Origin of the sequence: Streptomyces sp. NPDC012510, from assembly GCF_042955065.1 — a bacterium.
GTDB lineage: Bacteria > Actinomycetota > Actinomycetes > Streptomycetales > Streptomycetaceae > Streptomyces.
The window spans coordinates 70,101-90,003 of the sequence record NZ_JBIBEN010000025.1 but is presented as its reverse complement, the minus strand read 5'-3'; the positions used below and the strand labels follow the sequence as shown (position 1 = coordinate 90,003).

The 19,903-nt window shown below is 69.9% G+C and carries 16 protein-coding genes; 12 read left to right on the top strand and 4 right to left on the bottom strand.

Going from position 1 to position 19,903, the window contains the following annotated elements; genetic code table 11:
- Nucleotides 1-10: 10 nt before the first annotated feature.
- The 3 genes from ACFY9I_RS35035 (at nucleotide 11) to ACFY9I_RS35025 (ending at nucleotide 3,020) form a co-directional block, all read left to right on the top strand.
- Nucleotides 11-1,072 (top strand): oligopeptide/dipeptide ABC transporter ATP-binding protein, encoded by a 1,062-nt coding sequence (locus tag ACFY9I_RS35035; protein WP_391009150.1) that lies wholly within the window; start codon nucleotides 11-13, stop codon nucleotides 1,070-1,072.
- A 14-nt stretch (nucleotides 1,073-1,086) separates the two neighbouring features.
- A complete protein-coding gene (locus ACFY9I_RS35030; RefSeq protein WP_391009147.1) occupies nucleotides 1,087-2,220 on the top strand; it encodes a dipeptide ABC transporter ATP-binding protein in 1,134 nt (377 codons plus the stop codon).
- A gap of 416 nt (nucleotides 2,221-2,636) precedes the next feature.
- Nucleotides 2,637-3,020, top strand: coding sequence for a VOC family protein (locus tag ACFY9I_RS35025; RefSeq protein ID WP_391009145.1), 384 nt, complete (start codon nucleotides 2,637-2,639; stop codon nucleotides 3,018-3,020).
- A gap of 31 nt (nucleotides 3,021-3,051) precedes the next feature.
- Here the strand turns inward: ACFY9I_RS35025 and ACFY9I_RS35020 are convergent, their stop codons facing one another.
- The 3 genes from ACFY9I_RS35020 to ACFY9I_RS35010 all read right to left on the bottom strand — a co-directional run bounded on the left by ACFY9I_RS35020 (nucleotide 3,052) and on the right by ACFY9I_RS35010 (nucleotide 6,970).
- On the bottom strand, nucleotides 3,052-4,035 hold the full coding sequence (locus tag ACFY9I_RS35020; protein WP_391009142.1) for an ABC transporter permease subunit: 984 nt from the start codon (nucleotides 4,033-4,035) through the stop codon (nucleotides 3,052-3,054).
- Between the two features lie 23 nt (nucleotides 4,036-4,058).
- Nucleotides 4,059-5,843, bottom strand: a complete 1,785-nt coding sequence (locus ACFY9I_RS35015) for an ABC transporter substrate-binding protein (protein ID WP_391009140.1) — start codon at nucleotides 5,841-5,843, stop codon at nucleotides 4,059-4,061.
- Nucleotides 5,844-5,983: 140 nt separating this feature from the next.
- Nucleotides 5,984-6,970: an ABC transporter permease subunit gene (locus ACFY9I_RS35010; RefSeq protein ID WP_391009277.1), complete on the bottom strand. Its 987-nt coding sequence runs from the start codon at nucleotides 6,968-6,970 to the stop codon at nucleotides 5,984-5,986.
- Between the two features lie 438 nt (nucleotides 6,971-7,408).
- Between ACFY9I_RS35010 and ACFY9I_RS35005 the strand changes: the two genes are divergently transcribed.
- From ACFY9I_RS35005 to ACFY9I_RS34985, 5 genes are read left to right on the top strand one after another with little or no spacing between them, the layout of a single operon-like run.
- Nucleotides 7,409-9,049, top strand: coding sequence for an ABC transporter substrate-binding protein (locus ACFY9I_RS35005; protein ID WP_391009137.1), 1,641 nt, complete (start codon nucleotides 7,409-7,411; stop codon nucleotides 9,047-9,049).
- Nucleotides 9,050-9,055: 6 nt separating this feature from the next.
- Nucleotides 9,056-9,979: an ABC transporter permease subunit gene (locus tag ACFY9I_RS35000; protein WP_391009134.1), complete on the top strand. Its 924-nt coding sequence runs from the start codon at nucleotides 9,056-9,058 to the stop codon at nucleotides 9,977-9,979.
- Complete coding sequence (locus tag ACFY9I_RS34995) at nucleotides 9,972-10,985, top strand: ABC transporter permease subunit (protein WP_391009131.1); 1,014 nt, start codon at nucleotides 9,972-9,974, stop codon at nucleotides 10,983-10,985. The genes ACFY9I_RS35000 and ACFY9I_RS34995 overlap by 8 nt, the downstream gene beginning before the upstream one ends.
- Nucleotides 10,986-10,994: 9 nt before the next feature.
- The gene (locus ACFY9I_RS34990) at nucleotides 10,995-11,978 is read left to right on the top strand and encodes an oligopeptide/dipeptide ABC transporter ATP-binding protein (RefSeq protein ID WP_391009129.1); all 984 of its coding nucleotides are present in this window, start codon (nucleotides 10,995-10,997) and stop codon (nucleotides 11,976-11,978) included.
- The gene (locus ACFY9I_RS34985) at nucleotides 11,971-13,080 is read left to right on the top strand and encodes a dipeptide ABC transporter ATP-binding protein (RefSeq protein ID WP_391009126.1); all 1,110 of its coding nucleotides are present in this window, start codon (nucleotides 11,971-11,973) and stop codon (nucleotides 13,078-13,080) included. The genes ACFY9I_RS34990 and ACFY9I_RS34985 overlap by 8 nt, the downstream gene beginning before the upstream one ends.
- 158 nt (nucleotides 13,081-13,238) lie before the next feature.
- Here the strand turns inward: ACFY9I_RS34985 and ACFY9I_RS34980 are convergent, their stop codons facing one another.
- Nucleotides 13,239-15,359 carry a prolyl oligopeptidase family serine peptidase gene (locus ACFY9I_RS34980; protein ID WP_391009123.1) on the bottom strand — a complete coding sequence of 707 codons (2,121 nt, stop codon included), beginning with the start codon at nucleotides 15,357-15,359 and terminating at the stop codon, nucleotides 13,239-13,241.
- A 224-nt stretch (nucleotides 15,360-15,583) separates the two neighbouring features.
- On the opposite strand from ACFY9I_RS34980, the gene ACFY9I_RS34975 reads away from it, so the two are divergent.
- The 4 genes from ACFY9I_RS34975 to ACFY9I_RS34960 all read left to right on the top strand — a co-directional run bounded on the left by ACFY9I_RS34975 (nucleotide 15,584) and on the right by ACFY9I_RS34960 (nucleotide 19,775).
- Nucleotides 15,584-15,778, top strand: a complete 195-nt coding sequence (locus tag ACFY9I_RS34975) for a hypothetical protein (RefSeq protein WP_005480627.1) — start codon at nucleotides 15,584-15,586, stop codon at nucleotides 15,776-15,778.
- Between the two features lie 125 nt (nucleotides 15,779-15,903).
- A complete protein-coding gene (gene mshB / locus ACFY9I_RS34970; RefSeq protein ID WP_391009120.1) occupies nucleotides 15,904-16,884 on the top strand; it encodes an N-acetyl-1-D-myo-inositol-2-amino-2-deoxy-alpha-D-glucopyranoside deacetylase in 981 nt (326 codons plus the stop codon).
- A gap of 112 nt (nucleotides 16,885-16,996) precedes the next feature.
- Nucleotides 16,997-17,428 (top strand): DUF6113 family protein, encoded by a 432-nt coding sequence (locus ACFY9I_RS34965; protein ID WP_391009117.1) that lies wholly within the window; start codon nucleotides 16,997-16,999, stop codon nucleotides 17,426-17,428.
- A gap of 250 nt (nucleotides 17,429-17,678) precedes the next feature.
- Nucleotides 17,679-19,775: a hypothetical protein gene (locus ACFY9I_RS34960; protein ID WP_391009114.1), complete on the top strand. Its 2,097-nt coding sequence runs from the start codon at nucleotides 17,679-17,681 to the stop codon at nucleotides 19,773-19,775.
- Nucleotides 19,776-19,903: the final 128 nt, after the last annotated feature.

Here is a 19,903-nt window from a genome sequence, read left to right as displayed (position 1 = left end):
ACGAACCACCGTGACCACACTGACCAAGACCGAGGACGCCCCGGCCCCGACCGGGCCCGAGAGCTTCCTCTCGGTCCGTGACCTGCGGGTGCAGTTCTCCACCGAGGACGGCATCGTCAAGGCCGTCGACGGGCTCTCCTTCGATGTCGAGCGCGGCAAGACCCTGGGCATCGTCGGCGAATCGGGCTCCGGCAAGTCCGTCACCAACCTGACGATCCTGGGCCTGCACAACCCCCGGACCAGCACCGTCGACGGCGAGATCGTCCTCGACGGCAAGGAACTCGTCACCGCCACGGAGAAGGAGCTGGAGCAGCTCCGCGGCAACAAGATGGCGATGATCTTCCAGGACCCGCTGACGGCTCTGTCGCCCTACTACACGGTGGGCCGGCAGCTGTCCGAGCCGTTCATGAAGCACACCGGAGCCTCCAAGAAGGAGGCCAAGTCCCGGGTGATCCAGATGCTGGAGAAGGTCGGCATCCCCCAGCCCAAGGTGCGCTTCGACGACTACCCGCACCAGTTCTCCGGCGGTATGCGCCAGCGCGCGATGATCGCCATGGCGCTGATGTGCGACCCCGATCTGCTGATCGCCGACGAGCCGACGACGGCGCTCGACGTGACCGTGCAGGCCCAGATCCTCGACCTGCTCAAGGACCTCCAGCAGGAGTTCGGCTCCGCGATCATCTTCATCACCCACGACCTCGGCGTCATCTCGAACATGGCCGACGATCTGCTGGTGATGTACGCGGGCCGCGCCGTGGAGCGCGGCAGCGTCAAGGAAGTGCTGCGCGCCCCCAAGCACCCCTACACCTGGGGCCTGTTGAGCTCGATGCCGCGCCTGGACGGCGACATCCACGAGATGCTGACGCCGATCCCGGGCTCCCCGCCCTCGCTGCTCAACCCACCCTCCGGCTGCCCCTTCCACCCCCGGTGCGCCTTCACCGGCGAGGTCGTCGGCACCCTGTGCACCGACTCCCGCCCCCCGCTGGGTGAGGGCCGCGCCTCCGCGTGCCATCTGACCGCGGAGCAGAAGCAGACCATCTTCATCGACAAGATCCAGCCCCGGCTGCGCTAGGGAGAACCGAGATCATGAGCGACAACCTCACCCTCCCCGCACAGCAGGGCCCCGCCGACACCGCGAAGGAAGCCCTTCTCGAGGTCCAGGGCCTGACCAAACACTTCCCCATCTACGGCGGTTTCCCGATCAAGCGCAGGGTCGGCGCCGTCCAGGCGGTCGACGGTGTCGATCTGACCGTCGGTGTCGGCGAAAGCGTCGGCCTGGTGGGCGAGTCGGGCTGTGGCAAGTCGACAACGGGCCGGCTGATCACCCGGCTCATGGAGCCGACGGCCGGCACGATCAGGTACCAGGGCAAGGACATCTCGCACGCCTCGCGCAGGCAACTGGCGCCCGTCCGGTCCGAGATCCAGATGATCTTCCAGGACCCGTACTCCTCGCTGAACCCGCGGCAGACGGTCGGCTCCATTATCAAGTCGCCGATGGAGGTCAACGGGATCGAGCCGGAGGGGGGCCGGGAGAAGAAGGTCCGCGAGCTCCTGGAACTGGTCGGCCTCAACCCCGAGCACTACAACCGCTTCCCGCACGAGTTCTCCGGCGGGCAGCGCCAGCGCATCGGTGTCGCCCGTGCCCTCTCGTTGAACCCGAAGCTGATCGTGGCGGACGAGCCGGTCTCCGCGCTGGACGTGTCGATCCAGGCCCAGGTGGTGAACCTGCTCCAGCAGGTCCAGCAGGAGCTGGGCATCGCCTTCCTGTTCATCGCCCACGACCTCGCCATCGTCCGGCACTTCTCGCAGCGCGTGGCCGTGATGTACCTCGGCAAGGTGGTGGAGGTCGGCGACCGGGACTCGATCTACAACCGGCCCCGTCACCCCTACACCCACGCCCTGCTCTCCGCGGTCCCCGAAGTGGAGATCGACGACGAGGGCCAGGACAGGGAACGGATCCGCCTCTACGGCGACGTGCCCTCGCCGATCTCGCCGCCGTCCGGCTGCCGTTTCCGGACCCGCTGCTGGAAGGCACAGGACAAGTGCGCGAGCGAGGAGCCCCCGCTGGTCCAGATCTCCGGCAACCGTGACGGCCACCTGACGGCCTGCCACTTCCCGGAGGAGCCGACGACGGAGGCCCGGGGCGAGGATGTCGTGCTGGACCCGGCGCTGAAGGCGCTGGAGAAGAACGCGGCCACCGGGGAGATCAGCAAGGACTGACCGGCGCGACATGTCACGTCGGCGGAGCAGCCTTCCCGAAGGCCTGGCCGGTGTCCCGGCGAACGGAGCGATCGTGCTCCGCGCGCCGGGACACCGGCCGTTCCATGGGGGCACCACGGCGTTGCCGGCTTGTGGCATGCCAGCGGCCTCGGTCATCGGCGCGGGGTCGACGACCAGGGATGGCGGCCGAGGTCTGAGCCGTCGCCCGTACGGCGAGAACGAGCGCCGCTGCTGTGTCGGGGAAATCCGGTGGCGTGCCCGTGGCCGGGGGCGGGACGCTGGGGCGCTGATCTCGGCGCTGTCGAGCCGACCCGCGCGGACACCACGGTTCGGCGACCACGGCGTAGGAAGGCCGGCGTGTGTCCGCCGACTCACGGCACCGACCGATGACCACCGACTCACGACGGAGACCCCAGTTGAGCCTCACCCACCCGGCCATCCACAGCGTCACCTTCGACTGCACCGGCGACCCGTACGACGTCGCCCTGTTCTGGAGCGAGCTGCTCGGCCGACCGCTCGCCGACGACGACAAGCCCGGTGACCCGGAGGCGCTGATCGCTGATCCCGCCGGTGGTCCCAGGCTGCTGTTCGTCCGGGTGCCGGAGGCCAAGGCGGTGAAGAACCGGGTCCACTTCGACCTGAAGCCGCACGGCCGCACCCGCGCCGAGGAGGTCGAGCGGGCGCTCTCGCTGGGCGCCCGGGTGGTTTCCGACCACACCCGCCCCGACGGCGGCGGCTGGGTCCTCATGGCAGACCCCGAGGGCAACGAGTTCTGCGTGGAGCGCGGGGAACTGGGCTGACCCCTCCGGCCGGTCCGTGCCTCCCGCGGCCCTACGCCAGCCGCACCCGAGGATCGATCAGCGCGTACACCGCGTCCACCACGATGTTCGCGACGACGATCGCGGCCGCGGCGACCAGCACCACTCCCAGGAGCAGGGGCAGGTCGTTGTCGCGGACGGCCTTGATGGAGAGGGCACCGATGCCGTGGAGGCCGAAGGTCTCCTCCGTGATGATGGCGCCGCCCAGGAGGTAGCCGAGGTCGAGGCCGAGGATGGTGACGATGGGGCCCATGGCGCCGCGCCAGGCGTACCGGAAGAAGACCGTGGGCCGGGACATGCCCTTGGCGCGGGCCGTGCGGACGTAGTCCTCGGCGAGGGTCTCGACGAGCTGGGAGCGGGTCATCCTCGTGTAGTTGGCGGTGAAGATGATCGCGAGGACCAGCCAGGGCAGGAGGAGACCCTTGAACCAGCTCAGCGGGTCCTGGGCGAAGCCCACGGCGTCCGAGGGGCGGGGGAGCAGGCCCCACTGGTCGGAGAGGTAGTACATCGCCACCACGCCGACGATGTAGATCTGGAGCGAGGAGCCGACCAGGGACGCCGACGAGGCGATCTTGTCCAGGGCCCGGCCCTGCGCCACCGCCGCGATCATGCCCGTGCCCACGCCGAACACCACGAAGACCACCGTGCTGCCGAGGGCGAGGGAGAGCGTGGTCGGGAAGCGGTCGGTGATGAGGCCGAGGACCGGTTCGTGGTTGGTGAAGGAGTAGCCGAGGCAGGGGGCCGGGCAGGGGCCGAGCCCGGCGTAGTCGCGGCCCACGAACACCCCCGCCAGCCAGTGCCCGTACTGGACCGGCAGCGGGTCGTCGATACCGAGGTTGTGCCGGACCAGCGCGAGCGTCTGCGGGGTGCACAGTTTGCCGCAGGCGGCGCGGGCGGGGTCGCGCGGGGCGACGTAGAAGAGGAGGAAGGTGAGGGCGCTGATGATCAGCAGGATCAGCAGCGCGCTCAGCGTCCTGCGTGCGACGAAGCGGAGCATGGCTGTTCGGGTCCCGGGTCGGCTCAGGCCTTGGCGTACAGCTTGTGGATGAGGAACGCCGAGAACAGAGGGTCGAACTCGGCGCCGCCGACCTTGGAGCCGTACAGGTAGTAACGCCGCTGGTAGGTCTCCGGGATGATCGGCGCCTCCTTGCTCATGATCGCCCTGTCGAGGGCGGCCCAGGCCGCGTTCTCCTTCACGGTGTCCGTGATGGTGGAGTCCTTCTTGATGGCACTGTTGACCCAACTGACGTTCAGTTGGGAGACGTTGGGGGCATCGTCGGCGATCGTGGTGCCGTCGAAGAGCGGCTGGATGAGGGTGTAGGCGGCGGGCCAGTCCGGGGACCAGCCGTACCACATCACATCGAACTGGTTGTCGATCTGTCCGACCTGGTCGTAGTAGCTCGTCGACTCCACCGGCTTGACGACCGGGTCGAAGCCCGCCTCCTTCAAGGCGTTGACGATGACGACCTTCGTCTTGTCGTACGCGTCGTTGGCGCCCTGCGGATAGGTGTACACGATCTTCTGGCCGAGCTTGCCGGCCTCCTTGAGCAGGGACCTGGCCTTGGCCGTGTCGCCGCGCGGGTTCTTCAGCTTCCCGTAGACGTCGAACTTCACCCGGCCCGCGATGTCCGGGCTGAGGATGGTGGTCGCGTAGTCACCGGCCGACGGGCCGCCGTAGATGGAGCGGATCTGCTCCAGGGGCCAGGCGTGGTTGAGGGCCTGACGGACGCGGACGTCCTTGATGCGGCGGCAGTTGACGGCGTAGTAGTACAGGCCCGTGAGCAGGCCGTTGATGCTGCGGGAACGCAGGTCCGCGTCGCTGATCACCTTCTGGATGCGCTCGGCGGGCACCCCGCTGTACGCCATGACCGCGTACTGGTCGCTCCCCGCGTCGGCGATCAGCCGGTCGGTGGCCGGGAGCGCCTCGGGGCCGAACTCGAAGACGACGGAGTCCGGGTAGGCGTTGCGGATCGGGTCCGTCGCCGGGTCCCAGTGGGTGTTGCGCACCAGCGTCAGGGACTTGTCGACGGAGTGCTGCCTGATCCGGTACGGGCCGCAGGAGACCGGGTCCTTGTCGTAGTTCTCCTTGCTGTCGTGCGCGACCGGCACGGCCCCGTAGGAGTGCATCGCCAGCGCCCAGTTGAGGTCCGGGCGGGCCGTCTTCAGCTGGAAGGTGATGGTCTTCTTCGCGGTGTCCGTGACGACGGAGGGGAGGTGCTCGCCGCCGTAGGGGCCCTTGTAGACCGACCGGAAGTCGTGGGAGCCGGTCAGCCAGGTCTGGACGTAGGTGGCGCCCTCGGTGGTGAAGCTCGCGAAGCCCCGCTCGATGCCGTGGCGTACGTCGTCCACGGTCAGCTCGCTGCCGTCCTCCCACTTCAGGCCGTCCTTCAGGGTGAACGTCCAGGTCCTGCCCCCGTCGGACATGGTGCCGGTGTCGGTGGCGAGGTCGCCCACGAGCTTCATGGAACCGTCGGAGGCGATCTTGTAGCCGGTGAGGCAGCGGACGTAGAGGTTCGCGACCGTGGAGTTCCAGGCGAAGTAGATCCGCTGCGGGTCCAGGTGGGAGAAGTCGTCCGGACCGATCGGGTTGATCGTCCCGCCCTTGCGCGCGCCCGGGATCTCCGGGGCCGGGCCGGTGGAGTCCGCCGCGGTGCCGACGGTGACCTTGGAGTACGTGGAGGAGCCGGTCGCCGACCCGCTCCCCGCCGTACCGCCCCCGCCGCTGCTGCACGCGCTGAGGACCAGCGAGCCGCCGACGGCCGCGACCGAGCTCGCGATGACGAAGTTCCTGCGGGAGATCGACATGGTGTCTGTCCTGCCTGAATCAGGGAGAAGGGAGGGGAGGGGGAGGTCGGGCGTTGTGCCGCTGACCGGGAGAGGGGAGGTGAGGTCGGGCGTTGTGCCGCTGACCGGGAAAGGGGGAGGGGGCCGTCGTTCGGTCGCCGTCAGGACCTCGTCTTCGGGTCCAGCGCGTCGCGGACCGAGTCGCCGAGGAGGTTGAAGGCGATCACGAAGATCACCATCGACAGGCCGGGGAAGAGCATGTACGTGATGTCGCTCTGGTAGACCTGCGCGCCACGCTGGATCATCACGCCCCAGTCGGGGGTCGGGTCGCTGAGCCCGACCCCGAGGAAGGCGAGGGCCGCCTCGGTGGTGACGTACATGGGCAGCGCGAGCGTCGCCTGGATGAGCACCGGTGTCCACAGGTTGGGCAGCAGCTCCCGGAAGACGATACGGGCGGGGGAGGCGCCGGTGACCTTGGCCGCTTCCACGAACTCCCGCTCGCGCAGGGCGAGGACCTCACCGCGCAGCAACCGGGCGATGGGGGCCCAGCCGAACGCCGTCATCACCGCGATCAGGCTCACCACCGTCAGCCAGGTCGGGGTGTTCTCGTCGGGCGGGACCAGGATCGAGAGCAACACCGGCCACATGGCGATGAAGAAGAGCGTGGAGGGGAAGGCCAGCAGGATGTCGACGATCCGGCCCACGACGTTGTCGATCCGGCCGCCGAGATAGCCCGCCGTCACTCCGACCACGATGCCGAGCGCCGTGACCAGCAGGGTCGTCGCCGTGGCGATCAGTAGCGAGTTGCGGATGCCGTAGAGGAGGAGGGTGAAGACGTCCCGGCCGAGCTGCGGTTCTACGCCGAACCAGAAGTCGCCGCTCACCCCGCCGTTCGGCGCGATCGGGAAACCGAACTGGTTCAGCAGGCCCGGCTGGTTCTGCCCGTACGTCGTGTACGGGTCCTTGCCGTACGCCCTCGCGATCAGCGGGGCGGCGATGCCGGCGGCGAAGAACAACAGCACGATGTACGCGGACACGACGCCGGCGTGGTCCCGGCGGAACCGCCGCCAGGCGATCCGGGCGGGTGAACTGGTGCCGCCGACGGGCCGGGGTGGCGCGGTGGCCAAGGGCATAGGTGAGGTCCCCATGACGTGACCCTTCAACTCGCCGCGCTCCCCGGTCAATGCGTTGTTGACGGCCTTGACCAAGGAGAGGGGCATTCCCGACCCCGCTCTTACTGGGTCGAACCCTCCTCTTACCGGATCTTCGGGGTTTTTTGGCTTTCGCGGTCGGGCTCGGGGGCGCGGGTGCGTCGGCGGGTCGGGTGGTGTGTGGTTGCTCGCACAGTTCCGCGCAGCCCCTGAGAAGCAGGGGCTGCGCCCCGTGCTCCCACCCGCCCGTGCCCCCACCCTCACCTGTGCGCCCCCATTCGCACGCACCCGCACGCACCCCCACCGGACGCACCCGGGCCCCTCCCGCCCTTACCGCACCCCCTCCCGCACCCCCATCCGGCCCTCTCAGACATGCGTCTCACCCCAGATGCCCCGATATTGGCCGATAACGGTTCACTCACGAGGAGGCACCCCATGCGCGGAGCCACGCACGCCCGATGGATCGCCGGCGCGGCGGCCGTCGCTCTCGCCGCGACGGCCTGCGGGGGAGGGGACGACAACGGCGGCAGCGGCAGCGGTGACGGCGCCGCCGTGCTCAGCTCCTCCTGGGGCGACCCCCAGAACCCGCTGGAGCCGGCCAACACCAACGAGGTGCAGGGCGGCAAGGTGCTCGACATGATCTTCCGCGGGCTGAAGCGGTACGACCCCGAGACCGGTGAGGCCAAGGACATGCTCGCCGAGAGGATCGAGACGACCGACTCGCAGAACTTCACCATCACCATCAAGGACGGCTGGACCTTCAGCAACGGTGAGAAGGTCACCGCCAAGTCCTTCGTGGACGCCTGGAACTACGGGGCGAGCCTGAAGAACAACCAGCGCAACGCGTACTTCTTCGAGTACATCGAGGGCTACGACAAGACGCACCCCGACGACGGCAGCAAGCAGACCGCGGACACCCTCTCCGGGCTGAAGGTCGTCGACGACAACACCTTCACGGTCAGACTCACCCAGAAGTTCTCGACCTTCCCCGACACCCTCGGCTACAACGCCTACGCCCCGCTGCCGCGGTCGTTCTTCACCGACCACGACTCCTGGCTGGCCAAGCCCGTGGGCAACGGCCCGTACGCCGTCGAGTCGTACACCAAGGGTGCCCAGCTGTCGGTGCGGAAGTGGGACGACTACCCCGGCGAGGACAAGGCGCAGAACGGCGGTGTGGACCTGAAGGTCTACACCGACAACAACACCGCCTACACCGATCTGATGGCCGGCAACCTCGACCTCGTCGACGACGTCCCCGCCGCCCAGTTGAAGAACGTCGAGGCCGACCTCGGCGACCGGTACATCAACACCCCGGCCGGCATCATCCAGACGCTCGCCTTCCCCTACTACGACAGGAACTGGGGCAAGGACGGAATGGAGAAGGTCCGCGAGGGCCTGTCCCGGGCGATCGACCGCGACCAGATCACCGAGACCATCTTCCAGCGGACCCGCACCCCCGCCACCGACTGGACCTCACCCGTTCTCGGCGAGGACGGCGGCTACAAGGAGGGTTTGTGCGGTGACGCCTGCGAGTACGACGCGGCCGCGGCCAAGAAGCTGATCCAGGAGGGCGGCGGGCTCCCCGGCGGCCAGGTCAAGATCACGTACAACGCGGACACCGGCTCCCACAAGCAGTGGGTCGACGCCGTCTGCAACTCCATCAACAACGCCCTGGACAACGACAAGGCGTGCGTCGGCAACCCGGTCGGCACCTTCGCCGACTTCCGCAACCAGATCACCGACCGCAAGATGAGCGGCCCGTTCCGCGCCGGCTGGCAGATGGACTACCCGCTCATCCAGAACTTCCTCCAGCCGCTCTACTACACCAACGCCTCCTCCAACGACGGCAAGTGGACCAACGCCGAGTTCGACAAGCTCGTAGACGAGGCCAACGCCGAGTCCGACACGGCGAAGGCCGTGGAGACGTTCCAGCGGGCCGAGGAGGTCGTGCGGGACAACATGGCCGCGATCCCGCTCTGGTACCAGAACGGCAGCGCCGGCTACTCCGAGCGCCTCTCCGACGTGTCCCTGAACCCGTTCAGCGTGCCGGTGTACGACCGGATCAAGGTCAGCTGACCTCCCGTGGGACGGTACGTCGCCCGGCGCCTGCTGCAGATGATCCCGGTGTTCGTGGGCGCCACCCTCCTGATCTTCCTGATGGTGAACGTGATGGGCGACCCCATCGCCGGCCTCTGCGGCGACCGGGAGTGCGATCCGGCGACGGCCGCCCAGCTGCGCCGGGAGTTCGGTCTCGACAAGCCCGTCTGGCAGCAATACCTGACCTACATGGGCAACGTCTTCACCGGCGACTTCGGCACCGCGTTCAACGGGCAGGAGGTCACCGAGCTGATGGGCACGGCCTTCCCGGTCACCATCCGGCTGACGATCGTCGCGATCCTCTTCGAGATCGTCATCGGGATCACCCTCGGTGTCGTCACGGGGCTGCGGCGAGGGCGGCCCGTGGACACCGGGGCGCTGCTGGTGACCCTGGTCGTCGTCTCGGTCCCCACCTTCGTCACCGGTCTGCTCCTCCAGCTCCTGCTCGGTGTGGAGTGGGGCTGGATCCGTCCTTCGGTCTCCTCCGACGCGCCCTTCGACGAGCTGATCGTGCCAGGGCTCGTCCTCGCCTCCGTCTCCCTCGCGTACGTCACCCGGCTGACCCGCACGTCCATCGCCGAGAACGCCCGCGCCGACTATGTCCGCACCGCCGTCGCCAAGGGCCTGCCCCGGCACCGGGTGATCCGCAAACACCTCCTGCGGAACTCCCTGATCCCCGTGGTCACCTTCATCGGCACCGACATCGGCGCCCTCATGGGCGGCGCGATCGTCACCGAGCGGATCTTCAACATCCACGGCGTCGGCTACCAGCTCTACCAGGGCATCCTCCGCCAGAACACCCAGACCGTCGTCGGCTTCGTGACCGTCCTCGTCCTGGTGTTCCTGCTCGCCAACCTGCTCGTCGACCTCCTCTACGCCGTACTCGACCCGAGGATCCGCTATGCCTGAGCCGCAGCTCCCTCAGCCGCACGTCTCGGGCGGCGGCCGCGGGGCGGAGGGCGGTGCGATCGCCGCGACCGGGATGGGAGGCGCGATGGACCTGGCCACCACCGAGGGCGAGACCCTGGAGAAGGGCCCGGCCGCCCCGAGCGACGGCGGCCCCTCAGGCAAGCCCCGCAGCCTCTGGTCCGACGCCTGGCGCGACCTGCGCCACAACCCCGTCTTCATCATCTCGGCCCTGGTGATCTGCTTCCTCGTCGTCATCTCCCTGTGGCCGTCGCTGATCGCCTCCGGCAACCCGCTCAAGTGCGACCTGGCCAAGGCCCAGGAGGGAGCGCAGCCCGGACACCCCTTCGGGTACGACGGGCAGGGCTGCGACGTCTACACCCGCACCGTCTACGGGGCGCGCGTCTCGATCGCCGTCGGCGTCTGCGCCACGCTCGGCGTCGCGGTCCTCGGGTCGGTGCTCGGCGGGCTCGCCGGGTTCTTCGGCGGGTTCTGGGACTCGATCCTGTCCCGGATCACCGACGTCTTCTTCGCCATCCCGGTGGTCCTCGGCGGCCTGGTGCTGCTGTCCGTCGTCACGAACAACAGCATCTGGCCGGTGATCGGTTTCATGGTGCTGCTGGGCTGGCCGCAGATCTCCCGCATCGCCCGCGGCTCCGTCATCACCGCCAAACAGAACGACTACGTCCAGGCCGCCCGCGCCCTCGGCGCCTCCCACTCCCGCGTACTGCTGCGGCACATCACCCCGAACGCGGTCGCCCCGGTCATCGTCGTGGCCACCATCGCCCTCGGCACGTACATCGCCCTGGAGGCGACCCTGTCCTACCTCGGCGTCGGCCTGAAACCGCCGAGCGTCTCCTGGGGGATCGACATCTCCGCCGCCTCCCCCTACATCCGCAACGCCCCGCACGCGCTGCTGTGGCCCTCGGGAGCCCTGGCCATCACCGTCCTCGCGTTCATCATGCTCGGCGACGCGGTGCGCGACGCCCTCGACCCGAAGCTGAGGTGAGCCGCCCCCATGCTGCTCGAAGTGCGTGATCTGCACGTGGAGTTCCGGACCCGGGACGGGGTCGCCAAGGCCGTCAACGGTGTCGAGTACGGCGTGGACGAGGGGCAGACCCTGGCCGTGCTCGGTGAGTCCGGCTCGGGCAAGTCGGTGACCGCGCAGGCGATCATGGGCATCCTCGACATGCCTCCGGGCCGGATCACAGCCGGCGAGATCTTCTTCCGGGGCCAGGACCTGCTGAAGCTCAAGGAGGAGGAGCGGCGGAAGATCCGCGGCGCCGGGATGGCGATGATCTTCCAGGACGCGCTGTCGTCCCTGAACCCCGTACTGAGCGTCGGCGACCAGCTCGGCGAGATGTTCGTCGTGCACCGGGGCATGACGAAGAAGGACGCCCGCGCCAGGGCCGTCGAGCTGATGGACCGGGTCCGTATCCCGGCCGCCAAGGAGCGGGTCCGGGACTACCCCCACCAGTTCTCCGGCGGAATGCGCCAGCGCATCATGATCGCCATGGCGCTGGCCCTGGAACCTGCGCTGATCATCGCCGACGAACCGACGACGGCGTTGGACGTCACCGTCCAGGCCCAGGTGATGGACCTCCTCGCGGAGCTCCGGCGCGAGCTGAACATGGGCCTCATCCTCATCACCCATGACCTCGGCGTGGTCGCGGACGTCGCCGACCGCATCGCCGTCATGTACGCGGGCCGCATCGTCGAGTCGGCACCGGTCCACGACATCTACAAGGCGCCGGCCCACCCCTACACGCGCGGACTCCTCGATTCCATTCCCCGCCTCGATCAGAAGGGCCAGGAGCTGTACGCGATCAAGGGATTGCCGCCCAACCTGATGGACATCCCTTCGGGCTGCGCCTTCAACCCCCGGTGCCCGATGGCCCGCGACCTGTGCCGGACCGAGGTACCGCCGCTGTACGACGTGGAGCCGGCCGACGGCATCCGGATGAGTGCCTGTCACTTCTGGCGGGAGTGTCTCCATGGGTGAGCCGATGACCGCTCCGACGACCGCGCCGACGACCGAGCCGATCATCGAGATCAGTGGACTGGTCAAGCACTTCCCCCTGACCCGGGGCATCCTGTTCAAGAAGCAGATCGGTGCGGTCAAGGCCGTCGACGGCGTCGACTTCACACTCGCCAAGGGGGAGACCCTCGGCATCGTCGGTGAGTCCGGCTGCGGCAAGTCGACGGTCGCCAAGATGCTCGTCCATCTGGAGCGTCCCACCGCCGGGTCGATCAAGTACAAGGGCGAGGACATCACCAAACTCTCCGGCAAGGCCCTCAAGGCCGTCCGCCGCAACATCCAGATGGTCTTCCAGGACCCGTACACCTCCCTCAACCCCCGGATGACCGTGGGCGACATCATCGGGGAGCCCTACGACATCCATCCCGAGGTCGCGCCCAAGGGGGACCGCCGGCGCCGGGTGCAGGAACTCCTCGACGTGGTGGGCCTCAACCCCGAGTACATCAACCGCTATCCGCACCAGTTCTCCGGCGGCCAGCGTCAACGCATCGGCATCGCCCGGGGGCTGGCGCTCCGCCCCGAGGTCATCGTCGCGGACGAACCCGTCTCCGCCCTCGACGTCTCCGTCCAGGCCCAGGTCATCAATCTGCTGGACCGGCTCCAGGGCGAGTTCGGACTGTCGTACGTCTTCATCGCGCACGACCTGTCGATCGTGCGGCACATCTCCGACCGGGTCGGTGTCATGTACCTCGGGCGGATCGTGGAGATCGGCCGCGACGCCGAGATCTACGATCACCCGACGCACCCCTACACCCAGGCGCTGCTGTCCGCCGTGCCCGTTCCGGACCCGGAGGCCCGCGAACACCGCGAGCGGATCATCCTCTTCGGTGATGTGCCCTCCCCGACCGCGATCCCGTCCGGGTGCCGCTTCCGCACCCGCTGCTGGAAGGCCCGGGAGCGGTGCGCGTTGGAGGTGCCGCTGCTCGCGGTCCCGGCGGAGTTCCGGCTCACGACCGGACCGGCGGCCCATGACTCGGCCTGCCACTTCGCGGAGGAGAAGCAGGTGGTCCCGGCGGACGGACCGGGCGGCGGATCGGCGGACGATCATACAGATCGTGCGGAATAACCCTACAAATCGGCACCAACCGCGTTAACACGCAGGCAACTTCGCCGACCCCGTTCCGATATACGGACGCGCGAACCTGATCAACGTACGGCCGTGCGGGTGCCGTAAACGGGCCGGGGCTCGCCATGTAGCCCCGGCCCGTTGCCGTGCGCCCGCGACTACCGCAGTCCCAGCGACCGCTTCAGGAAGTCCACCTGGAGCAGCAGCAGGTTCTCCGCCACCTGTTCCTGCGGGGTGATGTGGGTGACCCCGGAGAGCGGCAGGACCTCGTGGGGCCGGCCGGCCGCGAGGAGCGCGGAGGACAGGCGCAGGGCGTGGGCGAAGACGACGTTGTCGTCGGCGGTGCCGTGCACGATCATCAGCGGGCGGTGCGGCTCGGCCGGGGCGGACAGCCCGCCGTCCGCCACCAGGGAACTCTTCGCATACGCCGCCGCATCGGCCGACGGATCGCCCAGGTACCGCTCCGTGTAGTGCGTGTCGTACAGCCGCCAGTCGGTGACGGGGGCGCCGGCGATGCCCGCGTGGAAGACATCCGGGCGGCGCAGCACCGCGAGGGCCGCCAGCCAGCCGCCGTACGACCAGCCGCGGATCGCCACCCGGGAGAGGTCCAGCGGATACGACTCGGCGAGATCGTGCAGCGCGTCCACCTGGTCGTCCAGACAGAGCGTGAAGTCGCCGTCGATCGCCTTCTCCCAGGCGGGGGAGCGGCCGGGGGTGCCGCGCCCGTCGGCGACCACCACCGCGAAGCCCTGGTCGGCGAACCACTGGGAGGTGAGGTGCGCGTTGTGCGCGGCGAGCACCCGGGGACCGTGGGGGCCGCCGTAGGGGTCCATGAGGACCGGTAGGGGTGTGTCCCCGTCGTAGTCCCTCGGCATAAGCAGGGCGCACGGTACGCGGCGTGCGCCCCCCTGTGTGAACCGCACGCGCGGGGACATACCGGGGTCTTCTGCATAGGACGCCACGGTCGTCACCCTCTTGCCGTCCCGCAGCACCTGTACCTGGGCGCCCGCCTTCCCGGGAACGGCCGAGAGGAGCACGGTCACGCCCCCCGAGCGCACCGCCGAGTGCACCCCGGGCTCCTCGGAGACCCGCTCCACGCCCAGCTCGTTCACGCGGTAGACGTGGATCTCCCCGATCTCCGGATCGGCCTCGGCCGACTCGCCGGCCGAGGCCGAGACCAGCACGTCGTCGTCGGACACGTCGAGCACCGCGCGGACGTGCAACTGCGGTCCCGTCAGCGGCCGTGCACCCATCGCCAGCACCCGCGCGCCGCCCTCGTCCGCGACACGCACGAGCTGCCCCGACGGACTCCATGAGGGCACCCCGGCGAAAAGATCAAGCCAATGTGGATCTTCGTCGGCGTGCACCATCCGGGTCGCCCCCGTGTCCGGGTCCACGGCCAGGAACAACTGGCTGCGCTGGTCCCGCGCCTGCACAAGGAGCAGCGGCGCCCCCGCCGCTGACCAGTGCACATGCGCCAGATAGGGGTACCGCGCCCGATCCCACACCACCTCCGTGCGGGTCCCCGAGAGGTCGATCACGAAGAGCCGTACCTCCGCGTTGGCCGATCCCGCCGCCGGATAGGCCACCCGCTGCGGGTCCCTTTCCGGCTGCGCGGGGTCCGAGATCCACCACCGGCGCACCGGCGTGTCGTCCACGCGGGCCACCAGCAGTCGGTCCGAGTCGGGCGACCACCAGAAACCACGGGAACGGCCCATCTCCTCGGCCGCGATGAACTCCGCCAGCCCGTGGGAGACGTTCTCCGTCCCCTCCTCGGTGAGCCCCAGGTCGCCGCCGCCCTCCGCCCCGACGACCCGCAGCCCACCCCGGGCGACGTAGGCGACGTACCGGCCGTCCGGGGAGGGCCGGGGGTCGATCACCGGTGTGGGGACCTCCAGTTCCCGGGCGGTCCCGGCCCGCAACTCGGCCACGAACAGCCGCCCTGACAAGGCGAAAGAGGCCAACTCCACGGCCGCGTCGGTCGCGTAGCCGACGATCCCCGCGCCGCCCTCACGACTGCGTTCACGGCGGGCGCGCTCCTCGGCCGACAACTCCTCCGAGGAACCGCCGAGCAACGCGACCGGGTCCGCCGCGATCCGCTCGCCACCGTCCGGGAGGTCCAGCACCCACAGCTTGTTGGCCCGTTCGGAGCCTGACGGGGACCGCAGGAAGACCACGCGGGAACCGTCCGGCGCGACGGAGAAGGCGCGCGGCGCGCCGAGGGAGAAACGCTGCGTCCGGGCGTGTCGGCGGGGGAAGGACTCGGGTCGGGTCGTCATGGTCCGACCATATTGGCCATGCGCCCCCTTGTGCGGCCGTGCGCCGATCGATGCGCGCGTATGGATAGTTATGATCACTACCGGTGAGTGGGTATGAACCTGCTGGCCGCTGTACGGATTCACAACTGCGTCACCCACGTCATCGGTTGACGTCGGCTCCGCCGTCATCCTTCGACAACTGCTTCGCTCCCCAGGTCCCAGGGAACTTTTGGAGGTGAGCCGCCGTGGCACTCTCGATTTCGGCGGTGGTGCTGCTGGCGATCATCGTCTTCATCCTGATCAAGAAGTCAGGGCTGAAGGCACCACACGCGATCATCTGCATCCTGCTCGGCTTCTACCTCGCCTCCTCGACCATCGCGCCGACGATCAGCGAGCTGACGACCAACATCGCGGGCATGATCGGCAGCATCAAGTTCTGACGCCCCCGGCCGCCGGGGCCTCTCCCAGGGCCTGTCCCACCAGGCCCGCGACCCCCGCGGCCGATCGTTCCCGTGCGAGCCGATGCCCGGCACCGGCGGGGCCGGGCGCCTCGTAGGGTGGGTCCATGACGGATCTGCCCTCCCCCGGTCTGCGGACGGGGGGACACCCATCTCGCTCCGCTCGCCGGCTGCTCCTGGTGCACGCGCACCCGGACGACGAGTCGATCAACAACGGCGCGACCATGGCCAAGTACGCGGCCGAGGGAGCGCGGGTGACGCTGGTGACCTGCACCCTCGGTGAAGAGGGTGAGGTCATCCCGCCGCAGCTGGCCCATCTCGCGCCCGACCGGGACGACGAGCTGGGCCCCTACCGGGTCGGCGAACTGGCCGAGGCCATGAAGGAGCTCGGCGTCACCGACCACCGCTTCCTCGGCGGCCCCGGACGCTACCGCGACTCCGGAATGATGGGCGCCGAGCAGAACGAGCGGTCCGGCGCCTTCTGGTCCGCCGACCTCGACGAGGCCGCCGCCCACCTGGTCCGGGTGGTCCGCGAGGCGCGCCCCCAGGTCCTCGTCACCTACGACCCCGACGGCGGCTACGGTCACCCCGACCACATCCGGGCCCACCGCGTCGCCATGCGCGCCGCCGACCTGAGCGCCGAGCCGGACTTCCGGCCCGAGCTGGGCGAGCCCTGGGAGATCGCGAAGGTCTACTGGAACCGCGTGCCGCGCGGTGTACTCCTGGAGGCTTTCGGCCGGCTCCACCGCGACCTGGCCGAGCCCGGCCGTCTTCCGTTCCGGAGGGCCGCGGCCGTCACCGACGTGCCCGGAGTGGTCGACGACCACGTCGTCACCACCGAGATCGACGGCACCGGCTTCGCGGCAGCGAAGGTCGCGGCGATGCGCGCGCACGCCACCCAGATCGAGGTCGCCGAACCGTACTTCGCCCTCTCCAACCAACTGGCGCAACCCCTCCTGACCACCGAGTACTACGAGTTGGTGCGTGGCAGACGCGCGGGAGGGAGCCGGGAGAGCGACTTGTTCGAGGGGATTCCCGGTATTTCTTTGGAGTCTTTCGAGGAATCTCAGAACGGAACGGCCCTGTGATGCGTACGCATGTGTATGACAGACGAGTGGTGCGCTCCCGCGCCCGCCGGGCGATGTGCTTCGGCGCCCGTGGCGCCGTGCGCTTCGGTGCCCGCCGAGAGGAGGGCCGGCGATGAAGTCGACCGACCGTCCCTCCGGCGGGCAAGGCAGCGCGCTCGCGCAGCCGTTGACGCTGCCCCCACTCGGGCGGGCCGCCGCCCACCTGGGGCTCTTCGTGCTGGGAGCCGTGGTCGGCGCGGCCGGCGGGCTGGTCCAACCCGCCTGGTTCCCCGGCGGGTTGCTGCTCGCGCTGCTGGGCGCGGCCGGGCTCTTCCTGGGGGGCGCGCGGGCGATGGGCGGCAGGGCGGGGGCCGTTGCGCCGGCCGCCGGATGGACGATCTCCGTCATCCTGCTCACCTCCACCCGGCCGGAGGGCGACTTCCTGTTCGGTGCGGGAGCGGGCTCGTATCTGTTCCTGCTCGGCGGCATGGCCGTGGCTGTGATGTGCGCCACCCTTGGGTGGGGACGGCAACCGAGCGGGCCCGACGCCCGACTTGGCAAGTGACGTACCACTTCGCCGCAGTACGCGGGTGCGGGGCCGGTGCGGGTTTCCCACGCGGTCGTGGGATACGCGCCGGAAGTGGCCAGTATGGTGGTGTGCGCCGCCGAGCTGCCCGCTGAGTTGAGGTCGTGACGGGCGGCGGAGCAAACCGGGAGAACCTGCCTTGAGTCGTGAAACTGACACTTCGTCCTCCGGGGCCAATGGGCGCGGCAGCACCGCGTACCCGTCGGGGACACCGCCGTACGGCACGCCCATGGCCACCGAGGCCGGTGCCGACGCGGCCCGGTCGGCCGCCGGCGAGCGACCGGACGGACCGAAGACCGAGACCACACTGACGACGCGGGTCCGGATCAACATTCCCGGGTCGCGTCCCATCCCGCCCGTGGTCGTGCGCAAGCCCGTCGGTGACGGCGAGGCCGCGTCGGAGGACGCCGGATCCGAGTCGGAGACCACCGGCACCACGGCCATGCCCGTGTTCACGGACACCCCGCCCCTCGCGCCGGAGCCGGCCGCACCGGCCGACGACAAGCCCACCAGCGACTGGTTCGCGCCCCGCAAGGGCTCGGCCCCGCCCAAGGTCCCGGGCGGCAGCAACGGGGCCGGGTTCACCACGGGCCCGATGACCGGAGCCCCCGGTTCCGGCGCGCCGGCCGGCCCAGGCACGGGCGCCCGCCCCGGCGGCCAGGGCGGAGCGGGTCCGCTGTCCGGCGGCCCCGGCACCGCACAGCCGGGTGGCCCCCGCCCCGGAGCGGGCACCGGCCCCAGGCCCGGCGGTACGAACGGCGCCGGGCTCCCCGGTGCCACCGGCGCCCAGCCGGTCGCTCCCGGCCACGGCGGCGGCACCGGCTCCTTCGACGTCTCGGCCGCGCTGGCCGGCACCAAGCCCGAGCGCGACGACCTGCCGTACTTCTCCGACAGCGGCGCCGGGCTCGGCCACGGCGGCCCGAACGGCGGCTCCGGCCCCGCGGGCCCCACCAGCGGCCCCGTCACCGGTGACAGCCCGCTCGGCCCGCCCCCCGGCCAGGGCGGCCAGACCGGCCCGGGCAGCCCCTTCGGCGGCCCTGGCGCCGACTTCTCCGGCCCCGGAGCGGACTTCTCCGCGCCCGGCGCCTACGCCCGCCCCGGCGGCGGCCTCAGCGACGACACCGCCGTCCTCACCCCGCAGCGGCCCGCCCCCGAACCGGGCACCCCGGGCTACGGCGGCTCCGGCCCCGTCGTCGACAACCCCTCCGGGCACACCCTCACCAGCGGCATCCCGGTAGTGCCTCCCGGCTCCCAGGGCGCGCCGTTCGGCACGGGCGGCCCCGAAGGCGCGGTGCGGCACACCCCGCCGAAGCTGCCCGACCCCGGCCCGGGGCAGAAGGCCGGCTCCGGGAAGAACGGCAAGGCGGCGAAGCCGGCCAAGAAGAAGGGCCGCAGCAAGCTCGGGCTGCTCCTCGGCGGTGTGGTCGTCCTCGGCGGCGGTGTCTACGGCGCCGGTCTGCTGCTGAACCACTCCGACGTCCCCAAGGGCACCACCGTCCTCGGCGTCGACATCGGCGGCAGCACCCGCGACGAGGCCGTCAACAAGCTCGACGAGGCCTTCGGCAGGAGCACGAACGAGGCGCTGAAGCTCACGGTCGACGGCGAGACCGTCTCGCTCAAGCCCGACCAGGCAGGACTGCAGTTCGACAAGCAGGCCACGGTCAGCGCCGCCGCCGTCAGCGACTACAACCCCGTCTCGGTGATCGGCGCGCTCTTCGGCCAGAAGCGGGTCGTCGCGCCCGTCATGCCCGTCGACGAGGAGAAGCTGGCGGCCGCTCTGCAGCGCGCCGCGGGCAGCTCCGGATCGGCGAGCGACGGCACCGTCAAGTACGAGGCGGGCAAGGCCGTGCCCGTCTACGGCAAGGCGGGCAAGGGCATCGACGTCGACGAGTCGACCGCCGCCGTCGAAAAGGCCTACCGCACCCAGGTCGAGACCGGCGAGGCCGCCGCGGTGCCGCTGCCGACCACGACCAAGGAGCCGTCGGTCAGCAAGGCCGAGGTCGACCGGTTCATGAAGGAGTTCGCGGAGCCGGCCATGTCGGCCAGCGTCACCGTGCAGACGGACGCCGCGCACAGCGTCCTGCTGAGTCCGCAGAACTCCCTGTGGAAGTTCCTCACCGTCAAGGCCGTCGACGGCAAGCTCGTCGACTCCTACGACGAGAAGGCCCTCAAGGACCTCTACGGCGGCACCTTCGACGAGGTCCTCATCACCCGTGGCAACGGCGAGAAGACCCCGGTCACCGTGGAGGACGTCTACAGTGCCCTCCGCCTCGCCCTGAAGAGCGAGACGAACCGCACGGCGGTCATCGAGACGAACCCGAGCTAGCCGCTCGATCGCATCGGTGAGGGGGCATCCGGCACGCGCCGGGTGCCCCCTCGCCGTATGCCGTCACTGCCACGGGTATGACTTCTGTCATGTCGGGGTCAGGACCGCCGACACTGCCGACGACACCC

What these genes read in the sequence shown, in the direction of transcription:
- ACFY9I_RS34980 (WP_391009123.1), bottom strand. Translation starts at nt 15,359, where the DNA reads ATGACGACCCGACCCGAGTCCTTCCCCCGCCGACACGCCCGGACGCAG.
- ACFY9I_RS34990 (WP_391009129.1), top strand. Translation starts at nt 10,995, where the DNA reads ATGCTGCTCGAAGTGCGTGATCTGCACGTGGAGTTCCGGACCCGGGAC.
- ACFY9I_RS35020 (WP_391009142.1), bottom strand. Translation starts at nt 4,035, where the DNA reads ATGCTCCGCTTCGTCGCACGCAGGACGCTGAGCGCGCTGCTGATCCTG.
- ACFY9I_RS35030 (WP_391009147.1), top strand. Translation starts at nt 1,087, where the DNA reads ATGAGCGACAACCTCACCCTCCCCGCACAGCAGGGCCCCGCCGACACC.
- ACFY9I_RS35005 (WP_391009137.1), top strand. Translation starts at nt 7,409, where the DNA reads ATGCGCGGAGCCACGCACGCCCGATGGATCGCCGGCGCGGCGGCCGTC.
- ACFY9I_RS34965 (WP_391009117.1), top strand. Translation starts at nt 16,997, where the DNA reads ATGAAGTCGACCGACCGTCCCTCCGGCGGGCAAGGCAGCGCGCTCGCG.
- mshB (WP_391009120.1), top strand. Translation starts at nt 15,904, where the DNA reads ATGACGGATCTGCCCTCCCCCGGTCTGCGGACGGGGGGACACCCATCT.
- ACFY9I_RS34995 (WP_391009131.1), top strand. Translation starts at nt 9,972, where the DNA reads ATGCCTGAGCCGCAGCTCCCTCAGCCGCACGTCTCGGGCGGCGGCCGC.
- ACFY9I_RS34985 (WP_391009126.1), top strand. Translation starts at nt 11,971, where the DNA reads ATGGGTGAGCCGATGACCGCTCCGACGACCGCGCCGACGACCGAGCCG.
- ACFY9I_RS35015 (WP_391009140.1), bottom strand. Translation starts at nt 5,843, where the DNA reads ATGTCGATCTCCCGCAGGAACTTCGTCATCGCGAGCTCGGTCGCGGCC.
- ACFY9I_RS35010 (WP_391009277.1), bottom strand. Translation starts at nt 6,970, where the DNA reads ATGGGGACCTCACCTATGCCCTTGGCCACCGCGCCACCCCGGCCCGTC.
- ACFY9I_RS34960 (WP_391009114.1), top strand. Translation starts at nt 17,679, where the DNA reads ATGGCCACCGAGGCCGGTGCCGACGCGGCCCGGTCGGCCGCCGGCGAG.